Source organism: Streptomyces sp. 6-11-2 (assembly GCF_006540305.1).
In the GTDB taxonomy this organism is placed as follows: Bacteria; Actinomycetota; Actinomycetes; order Streptomycetales; family Streptomycetaceae; genus Streptomyces.
Map to the genome: position 1 here is coordinate 7,906,196 of NZ_BJOR01000001.1, position 21,285 is coordinate 7,927,480.

General features: G+C 68.3%; 19 protein-coding genes and 4 pseudogenes. 10 read left to right on the plus strand and 13 right to left on the minus strand.

Annotated elements, in window-relative coordinates; genetic code table 11:
- Positions 1 to 27: 27 nt before the first annotated feature.
- Positions 28 to 336: a GNAT family N-acetyltransferase gene (locus TNCT6_RS35695; protein WP_141365755.1), complete on the minus strand. Its 309-nt coding sequence runs from the start codon at positions 334 to 336 to the stop codon at positions 28 to 30.
- Between the two features lie 792 nt (positions 337 to 1,128).
- Here TNCT6_RS35695 and TNCT6_RS35700 point away from each other — a divergent pair.
- Positions 1,129 to 2,034 (plus strand): NADP-dependent oxidoreductase, encoded by a 906-nt coding sequence (locus TNCT6_RS35700; protein WP_141365757.1) that lies wholly within the window; start codon positions 1,129 to 1,131, stop codon positions 2,032 to 2,034.
- Between the two features lie 18 nt (positions 2,035 to 2,052).
- Here TNCT6_RS35700 and TNCT6_RS35705 read toward each other — a convergent pair whose 3' ends face one another.
- The 6 genes from TNCT6_RS35705 to TNCT6_RS35730 all read right to left on the minus strand — a co-directional run bounded on the left by TNCT6_RS35705 (position 2,053) and on the right by TNCT6_RS35730 (position 8,678).
- Positions 2,053 to 3,687: an ISAzo13 family transposase gene (locus TNCT6_RS35705; RefSeq protein WP_141366922.1), complete on the minus strand. Its 1,635-nt coding sequence runs from the start codon at positions 3,685 to 3,687 to the stop codon at positions 2,053 to 2,055.
- 312 nt (positions 3,688 to 3,999) lie between these two features.
- The gene (locus TNCT6_RS35710) at positions 4,000 to 5,280 is read right to left on the minus strand and encodes a threonine/serine exporter family protein (protein ID WP_141365759.1); all 1,281 of its coding nucleotides are present in this window, start codon (positions 5,278 to 5,280) and stop codon (positions 4,000 to 4,002) included.
- A 62-nt stretch (positions 5,281 to 5,342) separates the two neighbouring features.
- Positions 5,343 to 5,759, minus strand: coding sequence for a hypothetical protein (locus TNCT6_RS35715; RefSeq protein WP_141365761.1), 417 nt, complete (start codon positions 5,757 to 5,759; stop codon positions 5,343 to 5,345).
- 70 nt (positions 5,760 to 5,829) lie between these two features.
- Positions 5,830 to 6,402 (minus strand): NADPH-dependent FMN reductase, encoded by a 573-nt coding sequence (locus tag TNCT6_RS35720; protein WP_141365763.1) that lies wholly within the window; start codon positions 6,400 to 6,402, stop codon positions 5,830 to 5,832.
- A gap of 274 nt (positions 6,403 to 6,676) precedes the next feature.
- A complete protein-coding gene (locus TNCT6_RS35725; RefSeq protein ID WP_373996227.1) occupies positions 6,677 to 8,002 on the minus strand; it encodes an amidohydrolase in 1,326 nt (441 codons plus the stop codon).
- Position 8,003: 1 nt separating this feature from the next.
- Entirely contained in the window at positions 8,004 to 8,678 is a 675-nt protein-coding gene (locus TNCT6_RS35730; protein ID WP_141365765.1) for a trimeric intracellular cation channel family protein, read from the minus strand.
- Between the two features lie 349 nt (positions 8,679 to 9,027).
- Here TNCT6_RS35730 and TNCT6_RS35735 point away from each other — a divergent pair, with 349 nt between their 5' ends.
- Complete coding sequence (locus TNCT6_RS35735) at positions 9,028 to 9,483, plus strand: lipocalin-like domain-containing protein (protein ID WP_141365767.1); 456 nt, start codon at positions 9,028 to 9,030, stop codon at positions 9,481 to 9,483.
- Between the two features lie 52 nt (positions 9,484 to 9,535).
- On the plus strand, positions 9,536 to 10,303 hold the full coding sequence (locus tag TNCT6_RS35740; RefSeq protein ID WP_141365769.1) for an SDR family oxidoreductase: 768 nt from the start codon (positions 9,536 to 9,538) through the stop codon (positions 10,301 to 10,303).
- Positions 10,304 to 10,559: 256 nt separating this feature from the next.
- On the opposite strand, the gene TNCT6_RS35745 is transcribed toward TNCT6_RS35740, so the two are convergent.
- Together TNCT6_RS35745 and TNCT6_RS35750 are read right to left on the minus strand one after the other, a co-directional pair.
- A complete protein-coding gene (locus TNCT6_RS35745; protein ID WP_141365770.1) occupies positions 10,560 to 11,021 on the minus strand; it encodes a Tn3 family transposase in 462 nt (153 codons plus the stop codon).
- Positions 10,984 to 11,289, minus strand: a complete 306-nt coding sequence (locus TNCT6_RS35750) for a hypothetical protein (RefSeq protein WP_141365772.1) — start codon at positions 11,287 to 11,289, stop codon at positions 10,984 to 10,986. The genes TNCT6_RS35745 and TNCT6_RS35750 overlap by 38 nt, the downstream gene beginning before the upstream one ends.
- 83 nt (positions 11,290 to 11,372) lie before the next feature.
- Between TNCT6_RS35750 and TNCT6_RS35755 the strand changes: the two genes are divergently transcribed.
- The gene (locus tag TNCT6_RS35755; protein WP_141361765.1) at positions 11,373 to 12,959 is read left to right on the plus strand and encodes a Na+/H+ antiporter; all 1,587 of its coding nucleotides are present in this window, start codon (positions 11,373 to 11,375) and stop codon (positions 12,957 to 12,959) included.
- Positions 12,960 to 13,098: 139 nt separating this feature from the next.
- Here TNCT6_RS35755 and TNCT6_RS35760 read toward each other — a convergent pair whose 3' ends face one another.
- The gene (locus TNCT6_RS35760) at positions 13,099 to 14,253 is read right to left on the minus strand and encodes a glutathione-independent formaldehyde dehydrogenase (RefSeq protein WP_141365775.1); all 1,155 of its coding nucleotides are present in this window, start codon (positions 14,251 to 14,253) and stop codon (positions 13,099 to 13,101) included.
- 249 nt (positions 14,254 to 14,502) lie between these two features.
- Between TNCT6_RS35760 and TNCT6_RS35765 the strand changes: the two are divergent.
- From TNCT6_RS35765 to TNCT6_RS35775, 3 genes and pseudogenes are all read left to right on the plus strand, one after another.
- Positions 14,503 to 14,703 (plus strand): annotated as a pseudogene (locus TNCT6_RS35765) (IS256 family transposase); the annotation flags it as partial.
- Between the two features lie 68 nt (positions 14,704 to 14,771).
- Positions 14,772 to 15,951 (plus strand): annotated as a pseudogene (locus TNCT6_RS35770) (IS3 family transposase).
- A 36-nt stretch (positions 15,952 to 15,987) separates the two neighbouring features.
- On the plus strand, positions 15,988 to 16,770 hold the full coding sequence (locus tag TNCT6_RS35775) for a transposase (protein WP_172633158.1): 783 nt from the start codon (positions 15,988 to 15,990) through the stop codon (positions 16,768 to 16,770).
- A gap of 246 nt (positions 16,771 to 17,016) precedes the next feature.
- On the opposite strand, the gene TNCT6_RS35780 is transcribed toward TNCT6_RS35775, so the two are convergent.
- Both TNCT6_RS35780 and TNCT6_RS41385 read right to left on the minus strand, forming a co-directional pair.
- Entirely contained in the window at positions 17,017 to 17,469 is a 453-nt protein-coding gene (locus TNCT6_RS35780) for a hypothetical protein (RefSeq protein ID WP_141365785.1), read from the minus strand.
- 115 nt (positions 17,470 to 17,584) lie between these two features.
- Positions 17,585 to 17,911, minus strand: a complete 327-nt coding sequence (locus tag TNCT6_RS41385) for a hypothetical protein (protein WP_253266359.1) — start codon at positions 17,909 to 17,911, stop codon at positions 17,585 to 17,587.
- A gap of 472 nt (positions 17,912 to 18,383) precedes the next feature.
- Between TNCT6_RS41385 and TNCT6_RS35790 the strand changes: the two genes are divergently transcribed.
- The 3 genes and pseudogenes from TNCT6_RS35790 to TNCT6_RS35800 all read left to right on the plus strand — a co-directional run.
- Positions 18,384 to 19,709, plus strand: a complete 1,326-nt coding sequence (locus tag TNCT6_RS35790; protein WP_141365787.1) for a helix-turn-helix transcriptional regulator — start codon at positions 18,384 to 18,386, stop codon at positions 19,707 to 19,709.
- 48 nt (positions 19,710 to 19,757) lie between these two features.
- A complete protein-coding gene (locus TNCT6_RS35795) occupies positions 19,758 to 20,000 on the plus strand; it encodes a hypothetical protein (protein WP_141365790.1) in 243 nt (80 codons plus the stop codon).
- 287 nt (positions 20,001 to 20,287) lie between these two features.
- Positions 20,288 to 20,992, plus strand: a pseudogene (locus TNCT6_RS35800) (Tn3 family transposase); the annotation flags it as partial.
- A 111-nt stretch (positions 20,993 to 21,103) separates the two neighbouring features.
- Here TNCT6_RS35800 and TNCT6_RS35805 read toward each other — a convergent pair.
- Positions 21,104 to 21,262, minus strand: a pseudogene (locus TNCT6_RS35805) (VOC family protein); the annotation flags it as partial.
- Positions 21,263 to 21,285 lie beyond the last annotated feature (23 nt).

Below are 21,285 nucleotides of genomic sequence, written 5' to 3' on the forward strand. Positions count from 1 at the left end.
ACCTTGATCCATTTATGAAACAGACCCTTAATCCTCGACCTTGCTACGGCTCTGATAGGCGAGGTCCTGATAGTCGGGGTGCCGGGCCATCCAGGCGGTGATGAACGGGCACACCGCGAGCACCCGCAGCCCGTCTGCCCGCGCGGCGTCCAGGCCCGCGCGGGCCAGCGCCGAGCCGACGCCCTGTCCGTTGAACTCCGGGTCGACCTCGGTGTGCGTGAAGACGACAAGCCCGCTCTCGCTGGTTCGCAGGTACTCGGCGAAGCCGGCGAGCCGCCCGTCCACGCGGGCCTCGTAGCGATGAGTGTCGGGGGAGTCGGTGATTTCGATGGTCATCGTGAGCCTTTCAGGCGTGGGGTCCGGTTTCCGGCCATGCGTAAATGTAGGCGCCGAGGGATTCGTACGGTCACCGGGGGCGCCGGCTGCGGCGTGGCGGTCTGTCGTACGGGGTGCTTGCTGAGGATGGAGACCCGGTTGCAGGAGTTGATGGTGATCGCCTCGCAGCGCCTAGCCGTCCAGGTGGCCGAGTTCGGCGTCCGGCCGGCAGTGCCAGGTGGAGTTCACCAGCCTGGAGGTCGCCGACGAGATTGCTCGCGCCGCCGCCCAGGACGAGCGTCTCGGCCCGTCACTGCTGATCAAACGCTGCTACTTCACGTGAACGAAGCCACCGCACGGATGCCGACAGTGAGCCGGCAAGCGGTGAGCGCGGCTTCGTTGCGCGGTGCGTTCATGGCGAGATCACCGGAAGTCGGGACCGTCGGCCGGACCGGCGGCTTCCGGAGCGGTAGGCGCAACCGGCCTAACGCCGTGCGATCAAGCCGAGGAGCAGTGACCATGCCAGTGTGCACACGCGACTTGACCAGCATCGACCGGAACCGGATGACAGTTGCCCCCTCCAACCGACACGAACAACGCGATCAACGACTCTTCCGCGATGGGCGGAGCAGGTGCGGCAGTGGTGCGCCTGTGCCGGGGAAGCGGTGAGTCGGTTCGAAGCGGCGTTTGACAACGGTGTCCTCGCTCCACACCCGCGCCGATCAGCGGGGTAAGACGCCGAGGCCTGACGCCACTAACACTCACGAACCGTAGGCGCCGTGCGGCCGAGGACTGATACAGAGAGGTGTCAAAATGAAAGCGATCGTGGTGACGGACCAGGCCGCAGGAACGGCTGGGATGACGCTGACGGAGCGGCCCGAGCCGGAGCCGGCGATAAACGATGTCGTCGTTCAGATTCATGCGTCGGGATTCGTCCCGACCGAGATGGCGTGGCCCTCGACCTGGACCGATCGCCTCGACCGCGACCGAACACCGTCGATCCCCGGACATGAGCTGGCCGGAGTGGTCACCGCCCTCGGCTACGGCACGACGGGTCTCTCGGTGGGACAGCGCGTGTTCGGCCTCACCGACTGGCATCGCGACGGCACCCTCGCCGAGTACGCGGCCGTCGAGGCACGCAACCTCACGCCGCTGCCGGGCGACGTCGACTTCACCGTGGGCGCTAGCCTTCCGATCTCAGGCCTCACCGCGTGGCAGGGACTGTTCCAGCACGGCCACCTCCAGTCGGGACAGAGCGTCCTCGCGCACGGCGCGGCCGGCGCAGTCGGGACGATGGTGACGCAGCTCGCCCGTGAGTTCGGCGCCCACGTCATCGGCACCGGACGTGCCGCTGACCGCCGGAAGGCACTCGACTTCGGCGCAATGGAGTTCGTCGACCTCGACAACGACACCCTGGAAGACGTTGGCGAAGTCGACCTGGTCTTCGACGTCATCGGCGGCGACATCCAGAAGCGATCCGCAGGCCTGATCCGGGCTGGAGGAACACTGGTAACCGTCGTTGGGCCGCCTGAGGCGCGGCCCGCCCACGGCCTGGCGATCGACTTCGTTGTCGAGTCCGATCGTGCCCAACTGGGTGAGATCGTCCAGCGGGTGCGGGACGGACGACTGCGCACGAACATCGGCAACGTCGCGCCCCTCGACGATGCCGTCGCCGCCCTCAACCCGACCGAGCGACGTCAGGGAGTCGCCGAAAAATAACTTCTCGATCTTGATGGGTTACGGGGGTGTGAGGTCGTGTCCGGCGATGGCGGCGAGTTGTTCGGCCGTGGTCACGGTGAGAGGGCCGGTGGGCACGGTTTCCCCCAGCGCGGTAAGGACTGAGGCGGCGTCCCGGATGGTGGAGCCGATCCTTGTCTTGGTCAGGCCGGTCGTTTCGGCGAGTAGTGCGTGGGTCATGGACCAGCGCTTTTTGAGGAGGAGGACGACGATGTGGTCGGCGGCGGACAGGCGTCGGCCGCCTGCGCCGGGACCGCCGTCGGGGCGTTTGCCGGGAAGCAGGATCGGGGGGTGTTCGGCGAGGTAGCCGCGGTAGCGGGTGACGAGGTCGTCGAAAGCCGGGGTTTCCAGGCCGGTGAGGCTGGGGTGCCGGAGCCAGGCAGGGGTCTTGTCCCCAGGTGGGAACCGGCCGAAGGACGGGTCGCGGGGCGGCGGCGGAGCCGGTGGGGCGAGGGGTTCGGGACGCAGCGTGTAGTTCCAGGTGCCGTGCCACTCGTGGGGGGTGAGCGGGAGGCGCTCCATGACCTCGTCGGGGACGGTGACGCCGGTGGGGTACTGGCCGGGGTCGAGCTCGGCGTGGACAGTGAGGCCCGTGCTCGTGGTGACCGCGCCGATGGTGTTGACGACGACCTCATGGCTGGTCAGCGGGCGTCCGCGCCAGTTCGTGCTGATGCGTGAGAAGAGCCGGTGCTCTATTTTGTTCCACTTCGACGTGCCCGGAGGGAAGTGGCAGACCGTTACGGTCAGGCCCGCCGAGAGGGCGAAGTCCGCGAGTTCCTTCTTCCACGCTTTCACCCGGTAGCCGTTCGAGCCGCCGGCGTCGGCGGTGATCAGCAGACGGGTCGCGTGCGGGTATCGGTGCCGGCCTTCGCCGTCCCACCAGCGTCGGAGCGTGGCCACCGCGAACGCGGAGGTGTCGCCGTCGCAGCCCACCGACACCCAGCCGGTGTCCGCGGACAGGTCGTAGATTCCGTACGGGACTGCCTTCTGCGCGTTCTTCTCGGGGTAGTCGTGGGCCCGCACCCTCACCGGCTCACCGCTGCGATGCCACTCCCGCCCGATAACCGCGTAGTCGCCCAGTACTTCCTTCTTCTTGGCGTCCACGCTGATCACCGGCTCACCGGCTCCGGTGAACTCCTGGACCTGGCCGTTGATGTAATGGAACTGGGCGTCCCGGTCCGGATGACGGGCTCCCTCGGTCGTCCGGCTGGTGCCCTGCAGGGAGAAGCCCTCCTCCTTCAGCAGGGCCGCAACCGTGTCGGACCCCACCCGGAATCCCTGGGCGGTCAACTCACCCGCCAGCTTCCGTGTCGACTTCGTCGTCCACAGCAGCGGCGACTCCGGATCACCCCGCTGGTCGGGTTCCACCAGCGCCAGCAGGGCCGGCAACAGACCGGGGTGCTTCTCGCGCAGACGTCTCCGGCCCCCGCCCTCCCGCCTCACCCGGCCCGAGGGCCCCGGCCCGCCGACCAGTTCCGCCACCCCGCGCGAGACCGTCTCCTCCGACACCCGGGCAGCACGAGCGACCAATCGGACACCGCCATACCCCAGAGCCCGCGCGTCCGCTCCCAGCACCAGCCGGCGCCGTCGTTCGTCCAGATGCGGCAACAACCGGGCGAACTTCTCCGCCAGCACCGCCTCGATCCCCTCCACCACAGCAGCACCCTAAGGCCCCAACAGCCCTACAAGACACCGAAGTTATTTTTCGGCGACTCCCAGGGGAAGACGATCATCCGCGTTTGTCCGTGAGGACTCGGGCGGCGGGCCCGGCGAACGAGGGCGGCGCCTCCACGGCGATCTGGGTGTCGTCGCGGATTACCGTCGGTTTTCGAGGTCCAGCGGGCGCCGACGACGACCGGTGGAACAGTCGCACGGCTGGCCGGGACGCAGGCGCCACTGTCCACGGTCTACACATGAGCTGCCGTGAGCGGCGCGGCAGAGACATGGTCAGGGTGGTCGCTGAGGCATCGAGGGGGCATGGGGAGAGGTGGGCCGCGTTGTGGTGCGGGCATGCGTGAGTGCCATACCGACGACCAGTCCGATGGCGATGGCGGTGACGATCGTGATGAGTTTCTGCAGGTCTTGGAAGCCTTCGATGACGTAACCGCCGGCCAGTGTGGTCAGGCCGCGCAGGCCCAGCGAGCCGACGGTGAGGGTGAAGAAGCCAGGAAGGATGAGGATCAAGCGAGGCGGGCGGGCGGGGTTGCGGTCCAGCAGATTGGCTGCGGCGGCCAGCACCACGGCAGCGACGAATGTGCCCCCGGTCTCCCGGATCAGCTTGGTGAACAGTGACTGCACCCCGACGGTGGCGTAGACCAGCACAAGGAGAGTCCCGAAGAAGCGGTGGGGGATTGCGAAGGCCAGGACCGTGCCGGCGGTGAAGGCGATCCCGCCCAGGATCAGTGCCCACTTGGGCAGGTCGGCGCTGGCGGCGGTGTCGAAGAGAGCGTTGAGGGGGGCACCGGTGACGAATAGGCCCAGCAGGACGCCGAGGTAGAGCTGGACGAGCAGAAATATGGAGTAGACGAGCCGGATCGCGCCAGTGGTGATGAGGCCGACGGCCAGCTCGGTGGTCGATGCGCTCAGGAAGTCACCGGGAACGAAGTAGAACAGCGCCGGGAGCATCAGCAGAACCGGGCCGCCGTGTGCCGGATCGCCGGTGAACACTTCGATGGTGACGACGGAGACGACAGCTGAGACCACCAAGGGGAGGACTTTGGACAGTCGCGGCGCATGAACGGCGGCGACCACGAGCGCCGCGGCGATCGCGCCCAGGACGGCTGTGGTGGTGATCTCGTACCAGGTGGGCTGGACCAGCGGGGCGAAGCCCAGGGAGAACAGCAGGACGCCGAGGAACTTAAGCCACCAGGGGTACGGAGGCGGTGCGGCCTCGATGCGCGCCAGCCTGCGGTCGGCCTCGGCCACCTTGAGCTTGCGCGCCTCTACGTCGGCCAGGAAGGGCTTGAGCTCCGCGGCTTGGTCCAGCCGGATTACCTCCGGGAAGCCGTGCACGCAGACCGTACGCATGCGGCCGTCGGCCGCGGCGATCGAGAGCACGGCCGCTTCGGGCACGAGGACTACGGACGCCTGGCCTCCGAAGGCGCGAGCGCTGGTGCCCACAGCCCGCTCGATGGAGTAGGCGCCCTCGCCGGAAGAACGCAGCAGCAAGGCGGTGAGACGGGCAAGGAAGGCGGCCAGATCGTCCAGGCCGGCGGCCGCATGCCCCATGCCCGCCTCCTTTGCCGGCGCCGGGAACACCAGGGTTCAGGGCGCTAAGGCGTCGTAGTCCGTTACGGCTTCAATCGATGGGTCGGTGGAAAGAACTGCACTGCCCATCGGCGGAAGTGGAAAATTTCGCTGCCCCCGTGCGATCGGAGGATGTCGACCGTCCGCCTGGCCTCGTTCTTGCCCCGCACCGGAACGAAGATCAGCCATTTTCCCTGGCTCAAGGCAGCAGAGTGAGCCGCTACCGTTTCACCTTCGTACCCCCCATGCTGCAGCCCACGCATGAAGCGACTGTAAAGGCCATGAGAGGTTCCCTCGCTGTCCAGGAGTCGCTGCCCTTCCGGCCCCTTCAGCACGTTCACGTGGGACAGATTGATCCCGGCTTGTTCCAATTGATGACAGGCGGCCGTATACCGTTCTTCGTTATCCAGAACGGCAGCTACACGTTTCATGGGATACAGGTAGAAGCGCTCTTCGTTCATCCGTGGCTGACCCATATGAACCCCTTCGTGTCGCTTCTCGTCGAGGGTGACGTACCCAAACCCGCATGTTTCATGGTTTTCGCGGGAGCACAGTGAGAACCCGGACCACGTGATCCCGGAATTCCTCCATGAAGTCTCGGAGGAAAAGTTCCGTATGCTCGTCGACGACTTCACCATCACTGGTGAAAACATCGGGCTTGAATCTGACATACGCCTCCGGTGCATTCATTTGCGGCGAGTCACAGAAGCTTAGGGCAGCGCGCAGGCTCTGCTGGGCGAGGGCAGTGCCGAGGGCGCCGGGGGACGCTCCGATCACAGCGGAGGGTTTGTGCGCGAATGAGTTGCTCCCCCAGGGGCGACTGGCCCAGTCGATGGCGTTTTTAAGGGCGCCCGGAATGGATCGGTTGTACTCAGGGGTCACGAATAGGACGGCGTCAGAGGAGGCGATGGCATCCTTGAGCGCCTTGCCCTCGGCGGGGTAGTCGCTGTCGTAGTCGTAACTGTAGAGGGGTAGTTCCTTGATCGGGATCTCAAAGAATTCCAAATCAGATGGGGCCAGCCGGATCAGAGCATTCGAGAGCGTCCGGTTGATGGAATGAGTCGCCAGACTTCCCACGAAGTAGCCGACTCTGTACGTAGTCATCGGTTCCTCGATTCAATACGCGTCTTGCGTTCTTGCGTATCGCGCGCTCGGACGGACATGGAGTTCCGCAAGGAACGAAACCACGGCCGGGAGCGGAGCGCGTGCTGGCAGATCCGTCCAGGTGACCGCGTGCGTCCACCGCCGCCCACCCGCATTCCTTAACGGAGGTGTGAAGCAGGGCGCTGAGAACCGCAGCCGCGCCAGCTGCGCAGACTGCCGCGGAGGCGGTCGATTGCTCTGTGCTGCGACATCAGAGGCGAACCGGCCGGAAAGCTCATCGGCTCATACGGCCCGGTTTCCCGAGATGGGCGAGTGCGGCTGTGACCAGGGCCTGGACGCCGGTGTCCAGTGTGGGCTGCAGGACTGGTGCGAAGCGGGGGCTGTGGTTGACCGGGATCTCCTGAGCCACGGTGCCGCGTTGCCGGGCGGCCTGGTAGGCGTCCAGATCGACACAGCCCAGGGCCCAGTAGGTGTATGGGGCGCCGAAGGCGTCCGGGATCCGGCTGAAGTCCTCGCTGGCGCTCTGCAGCTCGATGGTGACCGCGCGCTCCCCGAACAGCGCGGCGAAAGCGTCGGAGACCTCGCGGGTCACCACGTCGTCGTTGACGGTCGGCGGAAAGCGGGTGCCCTCCTCGATCTGCGGCGCACGAGTCGCCCCGGAGGCGTCACACTCGGCATCGACGATGCGCCGCACGGCGGCCAGGACGGCCCGCCGGGTCTCGTCGTCGTACGTGCGCACGTTCACCAGCAGTTCGGCCGACTCCGGGATCACGTTGCCGCTCGAGCCCGCCTGGACGGAGCCCACCGTGACCACGACCGGCTGGGTGGCGGCCAGCTCGCGCGAGACGATCGTCTGGAGACGGACGACGATCATCGAGGCGATCACCACCGGGTCGATGGCGGCCTGCGGTGCCGAGCCGTGAGCGCCCCGTCCATGGACTGTGATCTTCACATTGTCCGCCGCGGAGAGAAAGGATCCGGCGCGGGTACCGACCTGCCCGGCCGGATAGGGAAGCACATGCTGGGCGAATGCCACGTCCGGGCGGGGAACACGGTCGGTCAGCCCGTCGGCGAGCATCCTGTCAGCACCGTCCCCTGGCTCTTCGGCAGGCTGGAACAAGGCCACCAGCGCGCCCTGCCACGCCCCCGGCGCGGCGGCCATGAGCCGCGCGGCCCCCAGCAGGCAGGTGACGTGCATGTCGTGACCGCAGGCATGTGCCACGGGCACCCGGCGGCCGGAAGCGTCCGTGGCTTCGGCCGTGCTGGCGTAGGGCAGACCGGTCTCCTCAAGGACCGGCAGGGCGTCCATGTCGGCCCGCAGCAAAACGGTCGGACCCTCACCGTTGGCCAGCACACCGATCACACCGGTGCCGCCGATCCCCTCGTGCACCTGGTAGCCGCAGTTGCTCAGGCGTTCCGCCACACGGGTCGCGGTGCGGTGCTCCTGATGTCCCAACTCGGGGTGGGCGTGCAAGTCCTTGTAGACCTCTTCGAGCTCGGACCGGATGTCACCGAGCCCGGCCAGGACAGCATCCGCGGAGTCCTTGAGCGTCATGGCTGTGTACTCCTCCTTCTCGCGGGTGATCGCAGCCCCGTTCATGTCACGGATCCCGGTTCCTGGACGGCCCCGGCCGCCAGTCGCGGCTGCCCGGCAGCTTCCAGCCCCAGGTGAACGCGGCCAGCCGCAGCGAGACACCGACCGTGATTCCAGCCAGGACGCCTACGGCGGGTGCGCCGAGCCGGCTGCAGAGGACCATCACCGCGCTCACCACGATCGCGACGGTCGCGTACAACGGTGTGCCGCCGAAGATGGAAGGGGTCCGCCCGAGCAACAAGTCCCGGATCGCCCCGCCGCCGACCGCTGTGATGGTGCCCAGCAGCACGGCCGGTAGCCAGCCCAGGCCGACAGCGAGGGTCTTCTGCGCCCCGGCGACCGCCCAGACGCTCAGCGCCGCGGCATCCAGGAGATTGAAGGCCCAACCGGACGTGTGGCGGCTCAGGTCGGCTACGAAAGCCAGCAGGGTGCCAGCAGTGGCGACCGTGAGATAGGTGTAGTCGGTCAGGGCCACGGGTGTGCCGTGCTGCAGCAGGGTGTCGCGGAGGATTCCGCCGCCCAGGCCGGAGACGATGCCGATGACCAGGAAGCCGAACAGGTCCAGACGACGGGCCCGGGCCAGCACCCCGCCGAGCGTGCCGTTGGCGAACACCCCGCTCAGGTCCAGCGCCCGGGTCAGCTCCGTCACACTCTCGGGCGACAACGCCCGGGCCACAGACACCAACGTCTCCCTTCACACTTCCACCATCGAAGCAGCCAAAGGCGCCACGTGCCCGCCGGGCATGGCATACGAGGCAGCTGCCCCGGTCACTGGCCGGCCGGACTGCGACGGTGACGTCCGTTCGCGGATCAGGTGCCGTATGGGTGGCGAGATCCACTGAGCAGGTGTGGGGTCACCCCCGAGCAGGGGAGCGCCAACATTCCGTACTCGGCACCCGGACGGCGCAACGGGCCGAGCGGATTCCGGCCGGCCCCTAAATCATCTTCACGGGTGGGTTGAGTCCAGCAGCCACACGCGATGCCGGCTGGCCTGTCGGAGCGGAACGGCGCACTGATCGATGGAGGCAGTGATGGCTGAGAGTCTGCGTAAACGGCTGATCGGCGCCTGGAAACTGGTGTCGTACCGAGAGATCCCGGTGGACGGTTCCGAGCCGTTCGAGCCGCTGGGCCATGAACCGCAGGGCATCATCATGTACACCCCCGACGGGTACATGTCCGCGCAGCTGTCCAAACCCGACCGTCCCGGCTTCGCCTCCGGGGACTGGTTCGACGGCACGACCGCGGAGTACACGGCGGAAGCGACCTCCTACATCGCCCACTCGGGACCGTTCCACGTCGACGAGGAGAAGCAGACCCTCACACACTCCATGTTCGTGTCCCTGTACCCCAACTGGACCGGCCAGACGCAACCGCGCGTCGTGCAACTCGAAGGCGACACGCTGCGCCTGAGCACCGCATCCCCCATCACGTCGAGCGGCAAGACCGTCAACTCGGCCCTCACCTGGCGCCGCGCCGAACCCAGCTGACCCCGCGCGAGCAACCGGGCAGCGCAGCCGCTACGACCGAGGAGGGACCCTCATGAACACTGGACGACGAGTCGTCGTGACGGCTGGAGCCGCCGGCATCGGCCTCGCGACGGCCAGGGCCTTCGCGGCCAATGGCGACCGGGTGCACATCTGCGACATCGATGAACGCGCCCTCGAACAGATCACCGAGGCCAATCCGATGATCACCGGAACAGTCTGCGACGTGTCCGACCGGCCCTTGGTCGAGGCCTTCGTCGAGGCCGCGACCCACGCCCTCGGCGGCATCGACGTGCTGGTCAACAACGCGGGCATCTCCGGTCCCACCGCACCAGTGGAAGAGATGGACCCAGATCAGTGGGAGAAGGTGCTGGCCGTCAATCTCACCGGCACTTTCAACGTCACCCGGCTATCCATCCCCTTCCTGAAGAAGTCCGACTCCGGCGTTGTACTGATGATGTCCTCCGTCGGCGGACGCTACGGCTACCCGAACCGCAGCCCCTACGCGACCACCAAGCGCGGACTGATCGGCCTCACCGAGACCCTCGCCATCGAACTCGGGGACGGCGGGATCCGCGTCAACGCCATCGCACCGGGCGCTGTCGCCGGCGACCGCATCCAGCGGGTCCTGCAGGGCCGGGCCGATGCCGGCGGACGCAGCCTGGCGGACGTCACCGCCGACGCCCTGAGCATCCAGTCCCTCAAACGCTTCACCGACGCCGGCGACATCGCCGCACTGGCGCTCTTCCTCGCCTCCGACAGCGCAAAGTCCATCACCGGGCAGACCATTCCCATCGACGGCGGCTCGAAGACTGCGCAATGACAGTCGACGGGAATTGCAGCAGGGGACGCCACGGTAGCGCCAGCACCCGTCGGTCACAACGGGCCGCCGGAATGCTCGGGCGGGTCTTCCTCGACAGGGTGGATGGTGACGAGGTTCTCCCCGACGGCATCCGGTCTCCTGCCATCCCAAAGGCCGCAGTTCGTATCCGGACGGAGCCCGCCTGAGCCCGCGCTGAAGTGCAGTGAACAGGCGGCGGCTGACCCCGGGCCGCCGCTTCGACTGTACGGGCCCGCGGCTACTCGTCCTCGACGTCCTCGGTCTCGTCGTGGCTGTGCGGGTCGCGCAGCTGACGCAGGCTCGGCGCGGTCGGCCGGGTGAAGGCGTAGCGGCCGAGGAAGTTGATGTGGTCGTACTGGAGCGGGGAGTGGCGGGCGAGCAGCTCGTCGGTGACGGGGAAGCCGTCGGCGGCGAGCTGCTTGACGGCGGCGTCGATGTAGAGGCTGTTGAGGGCCGGGCCGAGCGCGCCGAGCTGGTCCTCCATGCCCTCGCGGTAGCGCTGGCGCAGTTCACCGCGCTGCCCGAAGAAGATCTTCCGGGCGAGGCGGTGGCGTGCCTCGGTGACGTTGAGCTGGGCGCCGATCATGCACCGGTATCCCTCGTCGGACACGAACTGGAGCAGGCGCAGGGCCTTGAAGATCCGCCCGTAGTGGGCGAACGCGTCACCCAGACCGGTCGGCTTGCCGTCCCGGGAGAGCATGCGGATCAGGTCGTAGCCGCGGGTGTTGGTCCTCGGTGGAGCGCGTCTCGACGAGCATCGGCGTGGTGGGGTCGACGTCGAATTCGGGTGCGTAGTCGTCGGCTGTGCACGCGGTCAGGACGGAGGAGCCCAGGATCGGGTGCAGTCCCAGGCGGCGCAGGGCCTGGTGCAGGGACCCGGTCTCCAGGTACCTCTCCCGCAGCATCGACTCCAGACTGACGTGCGCGGGCATCCCGCACCGGGCGATGCGGCGCGCCCTGTAGTCCACGGGCGCGAAGCGGCCGGTGAGCGGGGTGGCGTGGCAGGCTGGAAGCCTGTCGTGTGAACGTCCGACGTCCCGGAGCGCTGAGCGTGGATCAGTTGGCCCTGCTGTTCGTCGTGTTGCTGGGGGCCGTGATCAGCGTCCCGGTCGGCGACCGGTTCGGGCTGCCCGCGCCGGTCCTGATGACGCTGCTCGGGATCGTCCTCGCGGTGCTCGGCTTCGTGCCGAACGTCGACATCCCGCCCGCTCTGATCCTGCCCACCCTGCTGCCGCCGCTGCTCTACGCCGCCGTACGGCGTACCTCCTGGCGGCAGTTCACGGCGCACAAACGGCCGATCTTCCTGCTGGCCGTGGCGCTGGTGTTCGTCACCACCTTCTGTGTCGCCCTCGTCTCGCACGCCATCGTGCCGGGGCTGTCCGTCGCCGCGGCCGTGGCCCTGGGCGCGCTGGTCGCGCCGCCCGACCCGGTCGCGGCGACCGCGGTGGCCGGGCAGCTCGGGCTGCCGCGCCGCCTGGTGTCGATCCTGGAGGGCGAGGGGCTGTTCAACGACGTCACCGCCATCGTCCTCTACCACGTGGCGATCGCCGCCGCCGTCAGCGGGGAGTTCTCGGCCTGGCGGGCCGGGCTGGACCTGGTGCTGTCCGCGGTGGTGGCGGTGGCCGTGGGCATGGCGCTCGGCTGGGGCACGAACAAGGTGCTGGACCTGCTGGGGGACCCGACCCTGCAGATCGGGCTGACGCTGCTCGTGCCGTACGCCTCCTACGTGCTGGCCGAGGAGCTCCACGGCTCCGGCGTCCTCGCCGTGCTCACCACCGCGCTGTTCCTCGCCGAGTACGCCGCCGACGCCGACGACGTGCTGACCCGGCTGGCCGGGCACACCGTCTGGGACGTCGTGGACACGCTCGTCACCGGGGTCGCGTTCGGGCTGATCGGCCTCGAACTGCACAACGCGCTGCGCACCGCCTCGGGCCGGTGGGGCGAGCTGCTGGGCTGGGCGGGCGCGGTCGTGGCCGTGGTGGTGCTCGTACGGCTGGTGTGGCTGCTTCCGGCCTCCTGGCTCACCAGACGGCTGCACGCGCTGCGGGACTACGAGGAGGACATCCCGATGACCTGGCGGGAGAGCGTCGTCATGTGGTGGTCCGGAATGCGCGGTGTGGCCTCGGTGGCGCTCGCCCTGGCCATTCCGCTGAAGACGGACAGCGGCGCGCCCTTCCCCGACCGGGACGAGATCGTGTTCATCGCCTTCGGGGTGATCATGGCGACGCTGGTGCTCCAGGGGCTCACACTGCCGTGGCTGGTCAAACGGCTGGGGGTGCGGGCGGACACCGAACGGGAGAAGGCGTTCGAGGAGGAGCTGGCGGCGCGGGCGGCGCGGGCGGCCAGGCGGCGGCTGCGGGAGATCGAGGCGGTCGAGGAACTGCCGGAGGAGCTGTCCGAGCAGATGCTGCGGCGGGCCTTCGACATCGGGCTGCGGATCAGCCCGCAGTGGGGCGAGGAGGAGCGCCGGGAGGGCCACGACAAGCGCGTACGGCGGCTGAAGCGGTTGCGGCGGATCCAGAGCGAGATGCTCAGCGCGGCGCGGCACGAGGTGCTGGCGGCGCGCCGGGAACCGGGGGCCGACCCGGAGATCGTGGACCGGGTACTGCGCCACCTGGATGTACGCAGTCTGCGGTGAGCCCCGCTCGGGCCGACCGAGTGCAATCGACCCGCGATTGGTCCATCTCGCCAACGGCAGGCGGCCCTTGGGATGCCCGAGCCACGAGGATGGTGCCGATGGCACGCCTGCCCGCGGTCAGGTTGCCGGTGACGATTGTTCAACGGGCGCCGCCATCAGGGTGCAGGACGACCTTGGTCCATCCGTTGTCACGGGCATCGAAGTGCTGGTAGGCCTCGGGGGCCCGGTGCAGCGGGAGTTCGTGGGAGACGATCCAGGACGGTGTGGCCTTGCCCTGCTGGATCAGGTTGCACAGCTGGCGGTTGTAGGCCTTGATGTTGGCCTGCCCGTTGCCGACCGACTGGCCCTTGAACCAGAACAGGCCGTAGTCGAAGGCGAATTCACCGTGCTGATACAGCTTGTCGGGGCTGCCGGGATCCTGGGGGATGAAGATGCCGACCACGCCGATGGTGCCGGTGAACTTCACCGACTCCACCAGGTTGTTCAGCGTCATGTTGGGGTGTTCGTGGCCCTGGGGGTCGTGGGCCTGGTAGCCCACGCACTCACAGCCCCGGTCCGCCCCGAGTCCGTTCGTGTGCTCGTTGACTTGGTCGACGGGCGAGGCCTTGGAGTCGTCGATGGGAATTGCCCCGATCTGCTCGGCCAGCGCCAGACGGTCCGGGTGGCGGTCCACGACCATGACCTTGGATGCGCTCTTGAGGTTCGCCGACAGTGCGGCCATCAGGCCGACCGGGCCGGCACCGTAGATCACCACGGTGTCGCCGGGCCGTACCTTGGCCAGTTCCGTGCAGTGCCAACCGGTGGGGAAGACGTCGGAGAGCATCACGTAGTCGGTCTGCCGCTCCCGGGCCTCTTCCGGCAGGACCAGACAGTTGTGGTCACCGTAGGGCACGCGCAGCAGTTCGGCCTGCCCGCCGCTGTACGGGCCCATGTCGGCGAAGCCGTAGGCGGCACCAGCCGTCTTCGGATTGTCGGCAGTGGTCAGGCAGAACGCGGTCAGCCCCTGCTCGCAGTTCCGGCAGAAACCGCAACTGATGTTGAACGGCAGGCAGACCAGATCCCCGACCCTGACCCTGTCGACCCCGGCACCGACCTCGGTCACCTCCCCCAGGTTCTCGTGGCCGAATATCCGTCCCTGCTCGAAGTCGGTGCGGCCCTCATACATGTGCAGGTCCGAACCGCAGATGTTGGTGCTGGTGATCCTCACCAGCACATCGGTGGGCCGTTCGATGCGCGCGTCGAGGACATCCTTCACACTGACGGTGCGCGGCCCGTCATATACAACAGCCTTCATGGCTTCCTCTTCAATTGCTTCACCACACGATGGCCGGCATCAGGAGCTGCACGTGGGGATCAGGTCACTCTTGACGAGGACTCGTCCCGGACAGGCGCCGGAACGATCCCGCGCTCCGCAACGCCCTCGGCCGTCGGTGACCACTACCGCACCACCGCTCTTCCACCCTCCCACCCTCATCAGGCGTGTCAAGCCGTCGTCGGGACTGTAAATCGTTCGGTGTAACTCCCGATCATGGAAGATGCATCGATGACCAGTGAGAACGTGGCCGAGCACGAGGCTGTTGAGGCGGCAGCGGCTGTGTCGGCGAAGGCCGTGGACGACCAGCTGATCGACGAGCTGGTGAGCCGGGCCCAGGCCGAGGGTCTGCAGCTGACCGGCGAGGGCGGGCTGCTTCAGCAGCTGACCAAACGGCTGTTGGAGTCCGCCCTGGAGGGTGAGATAACCGAGGGCCCTACCCCTTGATCGTGGACACCCTGATCATTGGATCGTGAAGATCCATAGGACAGGAGTTCCCGTTGGGGACGTCGAAGTGCTCGCCTGAGTTCCGGGCCGATGCCGTCGCGCTGTACCACGCCAGCCCGGGTGGGACGTACGCGTCGGTGGCCAAGGACGTGGGCGTCAACCACGAGACGCTGCTCACGTGGGTTCGGGACGCCGAGCAGGCCGCCCGGCCCGGGGCCGTGGAGGCCACCGCGATGGAGAAGGAGAACCGTCAGCTGCGGGCGCGGGTGAAGGAACTCGAGCTCGAGCGGGAGATCCTGCGGAGGGCCGCGAAGTATTTTGCGGCCGAGACCAGCTGGTGAGCAGCCGCTTCCAGTTCGTCGACGATCATCGTGGCCCCTTCGGCGTCAAGCGGCTGTGTCGGATGCTGCAGGTCTCGCGTTCCGGCTTCTACCGGCACCTGGCCGGCGCGCAAGCGCGGGCCGACCGGGCACGGGCCGATGCCGAGCTCGCTGAGCGCATCACCGAAATCCACCAGGAGTCCGACGGCACCTACGATCCCCGCGCGTCACCGCCGAGCTCCGGGACGGCGGCGAGCGGGTCAATCACAAGCGGGTGGCACGCGTCATGAGGAGGTTCAACATCGTCGGGTTCCACCTGCGCAAGAAGGTCCGCACCACCATCCCCGAACCCTCTGCGACGCCGGTGCCGGACCTCCTGCAGCGCGACTTCACCGCGACCACGCCGAACACTCGCTACGTGGGCGACATAACCTACCTGCCGGTGGGAGGTGGCCAATTCCTTTATCTGGCAACGGTGTTGGACCTGTCCTCGAGACGACTGGCGGGCTGGTCGATCGCCGACCACATGCGCACCGAGCTGGTCACCGACGCGCTCAAGGCCGCGGCCGCGGCCCGGGGTGCCGACGGCCTGCGCGGGGCGATCTTCCACAGCGACAACGGGTCGCAATACGTCTCGAAGGAGTTCGCCCAGGTCTGCGGCGAACTCGGCGTGATCAGGTCACGTGGCGCGGTGGGCACGAGCGCGGACAACGCCGCCGCGGAATCGCTGAACGCGACCATGAAAAGAGAGACGCTCCAGGGGAGAAAACGGTGGAACGGGGCCCGTGAGGCCCGGCTCGCGGTCTTCCGATGGGCAACTCGCTACAACACCAGGCGAAGGCACTCCCGCCTCGGCCAGATCAGCCCGATCACTTACGAACAGCGATCAACTACGCTGGCCACCGCCGCGTAACAACCAGTGTCCACGATCAAGGGTGAAGCCCCAGTGGTGCCTGACCCGGGACCGGTGGCACACCGGCTTCGTCGGCGCCCTCGGCCACGGCGGGCTTCTCGGACAAGTCGAGGGCCCACCGTCGCCGATGTCCTGGCCTGGCTCGCCACCACCAGCCTGGACTGGAGAAAGGGCATCGGCTATGTCGCCATCGACATGTCGGCCACCTACCGCGCCGCGATCCGCATCGGCCTGGCGCACGCCACCGTCGTGGTCGATCACTTCCACGTGGTCCAGCTCGCCAACAAGATGCTGTCCATGGTCAGGCGCCGCACCACCGCCGAGACCCGCGGCCGGCGCGGACGGGCGAGCGACCCGGAGCGGAAGGCCAGACGACGGCTGCTGCGCAACCGCGGGGACCTCACCGACGACCAGTTCGCCACCATGTGGAACACGCTCCTGGGCGAGGGGAAGATCGGGCAGACGCTACTGACGGCCTGGATCGCCAAAGACAACCTGCGCACCCTCCTCGCCCTGGCCCGCACCGGAGCCGACCGTCACCAAGTCGGCTACGCCCGCTGGAAATTCCTCACCTGGTGCGCGGACTCCGACATCCCCGAAGTCCGCCAGCTCGCCACCACCGTCGACCGCTGGTGGCCGGAGATCGCCGCGTTCATCCACACCGGACACAGCAACGCCAAGAGCGAAGGGATCAACCGCGTGATCAAGCTCATCGCCCGCAACGTGTTCGGCTTCCGCAACCCCGCCAACCAACGCCTACGTACACGCTGCGTCACCACCCGCCGGGCCCGCGGACACCTCCGCACCGCTCAACTTTGAAGACCCTCCTTACGCCGACTCTGTTGTCTCTCACGTCACAACAGGGCGAAGGTTGCCTGATGCGGCACTAGACACTCGCATCGTTGCAGCTCAGGGGCACCTTTTCCTAAATCCGGATCAGTTAATCCCGCCCTGCTCAATACCCGAGGCCGGGGCTTGACACGCGCATTCCCCCGCTCCGCACGGACGCCTGCCCGGGCCACTGCCTCGCATCGGCAACGCAGTGGCCCAGGCAGGTGTGCTGCGCTACTTGCGGAGGCTCTTGGTGTCGATGCGGAAGACCTGGTGGCCGCGGTTCACATCGACGAAGAGCTTCATCTTCCCCGAGCTGAAGGTCAAAGTGACGATGGCCTCGGTGTTGCGGCCGATGCTGCCGTTGTCGGCGACCTTCCAGGCGAGCGGCACGTTCTGGGCGCGCAGGACGCCGTTGGCGTGGTTCTTCGCTTCCCAGGCGTTCAGCCTCTTCTGGAAGCCGGCGGTGAGGTAGTGGCTGCGCAGGGCCTTCCCGAGGTGGCCGCTGTCCTCGTCGATCAGCGCATCGATGTAGGCGCCGTAGAAGTCGGCGACGCGGGTGAGGTTGTCGGACGGCTTGCCGCTGACGCTGCGCGGGGTCCCGGCGGAGGCCTGGACGGCGGTGCCGAGACCGAGGCCGACGGTGAGGACGCCGGCGACGAGAGCGGTGCGGGTCTTACTGTTCATGTCTGTTCTCCGTTTTCGAATGGTCGAATGGCCGAATGGCCGGGCTGTGCTGCGGAGGTCGGTTCCGGGCCGCCCCTGCGACCCCGTGACGGGAGGAGGGCCCCGGACGGCCCCGTCAGCGGAGCCTGTCCGCGGCCTTGGCGGCCGTCTGCTGGAAAGCCTTCACGGGAGCGCCCTCGAAGCCGCCGAACTGTGCCCCGTGCAGGACCCTGACGATGCGGCCGTCCCGGCCGACCGACAGCAGGCGGACGTCGCCCGCACCCCAGGAGGTCTCGGTGAGGACACCGCAGACGCGGGAGCCCTCCTCGACGGACAGCTTCCGCAGTCCTTGCCGGTGGCTCGGTGCCCGGGCCCCGCCGCTCGGTGCGGTCGCGCAGGACGTGATGCCCCTGTTCAGCCACGAGGCCGGCTGCTTCCCCCAGCAGGTCCCGGGCAGGACCACGGTGATCCGTCGGGCGTTCGTGTCCAGGCCGGTGCGGCGGCAGGTCCGCGGCCGCTACGCCGGCGGTGACCTTGCCGGCCGTCCAAGACGAGATGGAGCGCGGCGGCAGGTCCGCGGCCGCCAGGAAAGCCAGGCGCCTCCAAAGCGGCGGCGGCCGGTCCGGCGAGCGCCACGGCCAGACCCGTGACGGCGCCTGCGAGGAGCGGACCTGCTCGGGTGCGCTCACGCATGACTGTCCCCCCGGTGAATGAGTGCGGTGAACGCATGAGTGCAGTGCATGCGTCTCGGACGTCGCCTGCCGCCAGTTGGCCGGTCCGGCCCTGGTCGGTGCGACACCCAGAGCATCGGCGTCACCGCAGCCCCGCGCAACGACTGACGCCCTCTTGGCGACGGTGGAACCATCCCAGCCCATCTGACGTGCAGGTATGTGAGTGCCTGGAATGCGGGATCGCAGGCGGACAACGGGGGAACAGTGCCGATTCGAGACGATGCCGAGGAGTTCGCGGCGCTGCTGCGCCGGCTGAAGGACCGCACGGACCGCAGCTACGGTTCCCTGGCCCGCCGCCTCACCATGAACACCTCCACACTGCACCGGTACTGCGCGGGCGAGGCGGTGCCTCAGGACTTCGCGCCCGTGGAGCGGCTCGCGGCCTTCTGCGAGGCGACACCGCAGGAGCGGCTCGAACTGCACCGGCTGTGGCTGTCGGCGGTGGCGGCTCGGCAGCGGGCGCGTACGGCCGCTTCGGCACCGCCACCCGCAGCGATCCCCGCACCCGCAGCGGTCCCGGACCGGGCGCTCGCCGAGGAGAACAGTCCCGCAGAGCAGCCCGGGAACGATCCCGACCCGGACAGGCCCGTCCCCTCCCCCCCTCCCAGCCCCTGGCACCGCCGCCGACGGATCCTGGCGTCCACCGCTGCCGCCTGCGCACTGCTCGCTGCTGCGGGCAGCGTGTCCGTCCTGTCGGGCGGCCACTCCCTTGAGGCGGACGCCTCCGGCTCCGCCGGCCCGCGGACGACCGCCCCCGGCGCACCCCAACGTCCGGCGAAACCGTCAGCCACCGCCTCCCTCTCCCCTTCCCGGAGGTCCGCGCCGCCCGGCCCCCCGCAGAAGGCCCCCGCCCCGTCCGCCACCGGCAGCGGTCCCGCCTCGGCCGCGAAGCCGGCCACCGGCCTGCCCCTCACCTGGAGCGCCGACTCCCAGGTCTGGGACATGGGCTGCAGCTACGATTACGTCATCGACAAGCCGCCCGCACACGTGCCTCCACCGCCGGTGCAGCAGGACGCCGGGGCGTGGGCGGCGACGCAGGGCGCAGTGCCCGGGGGGCAGACGTTGGTGCAGGTCACGGTGCAGGGGCGGTCGTCCACGGCCGTGGTCCTGGAGGCGCTGCGCGTCCGCATCGCCAACCGCGGCAACCCGGCCGCCGGGAGCGCGTACGCCATGGACCAGGGCTGCGGCAGCGAGCTGGCACCCCGCCGCTTCACCGTGGACCTCGATGTCGACCGCCCTGTCATCCGTGCGAGGAGCGGCTCCGGCACAGGACACGCTATCGCGGCCGTGGACTTCCCGTACCGCGTCTCCGCCGAGGACGCGGAGGTGCTGCAGGTCGTCGCGGCGACAGAGCTCTACGACGCCCGCTGGTACCTCGAACTCGACTGGTCCTCCCAGGGCCGCACCGGCACGATCCGCATCGACGACCACGGCCACCCGTTCCGCACCACCAGCATCAAGGGAGCACCGCACTACTGGTACGGCAGAAACCGCGCAGGCGAGCGTGCCTGGGTCCCGTACGACGGCTGAAGGCCTTCGTTTGGATCGCCCGGCAGACCGGAGGAAGATTCCGGCGATGTGAAGCTCACCTCCCGCGCCTACGACGGGCTGGCGAAGATCCTGGCGGCGTTGCGCTCACACGACGCCCAGGTGGTCGAGCGGCTGGCCGCTGCCCAGGTCCAGAACCGCAGCCCCAAGGGCCGCCAGGGTTGGAGGGGGGACGGCGTGAACGCCGGCGGCTGCGCCCCGGGCACCGCGAACTGCGACTCGTGGTCGCACGCCTGGGCATACACCCCAGCAGCGGAGAACACGATGGCGTAGTCGTTGCCGGCGCCGTCCCTCATCGAGGCCATCTCCTCGCCCGGCGACCAGCCGGAATCGAAGGAGTAGTACCTCCACTCCCACTCAGGGCTCAGAACGGCATCCAACATCGCCAGGGACCTGGACCGATCGCGGACCGTCGCGATGGCGGGCAGCTGCTTGATCACTTCATACACCGACGCGGAGCCATCCAAGCGAAGCCCACTCACACCCGCCGCACCGGCCCCACAGTCACCGCACCCTCACAACACGCCGAAGGATGATCAACTTGAACTGTCCACATAAACTCGGACATGGTGTTCGGCCTCTTCAAAATCCTGGGCTACAACTTCTCCCCGCGCTTCAAGGACCTGGACGACCAGCGGTTCTGGCGGGCGGAGATGGACGGGATCGAGACCGGCGGCTACGGGCCGCTGACAGATCTCGCCCGCACCAGCAAGGTGAACCTGAAGAGGGTGACCACCCAGTGGGAGGACATGCTGAAGGTGGCCGGCTCGCTGGTCACCAACCAGGTGCGGGCCTATGACCTGCTGCGGATGTTCGGCAACCATGGACGGCCCACGCCGCTGGGGCAGGCGTTCGCCGAGTACGGGCGCATGGCCAAGACACTGCACCTGCTCCAGGTCGTCGACCCGGTCGATGACACCTACCGGCGGCAGATGGGTAAGCAGCTGTCCGTCCAGGAGTCCCGCCACACCCTCGCCCGGGACATCTGCCACGGCAAGCGCGGCACCATCCGTCAGGCATACCGGGACGGGATGGAAGATCAACTAGGGTCGCTGGGGCTGGTGTTGAACGCCGTGGTGCTGTGGACCACGAAGTACATCGACGCTGCGGTCGCCCATCTGCGCGCCGAGGGCCACGAGATCAGCGACGAGGATGTCGCCCGCCTCTCCCCGTTGAAGTTCAAGAACCTCAACGTCCTGGGCCGCTACAGCTTCACCCCCTCCACCTCGCGCCAGGGCCTGCGCCCGCTGCGCGACCCGGACGCCCCGAGCTTGACGATGACGACGCCGGCGGTGGCGAGGAGTGAAGCGGGCGGCCTGACGGAGCTGGCACCGCCGGGCGCGCAGCACTGGTGTCGAGGGCGGTCGCGGCCCGGCCTACGCCGTGCAGAACTCGTTGCCTTCCGGGTCCTGCATGATCCACCAGTGCCCGGCAGGCCCCTTGGCGACCTCGCGGACGCGGGTTGCCCCCGGCTTGTCGAGGCCGCCGCGCTCACTGTGGACGTCGAGGTGCAGGCGGTTCTTGCACAGTGAGGGACTCGGCCAGGCGGCCTGACTGA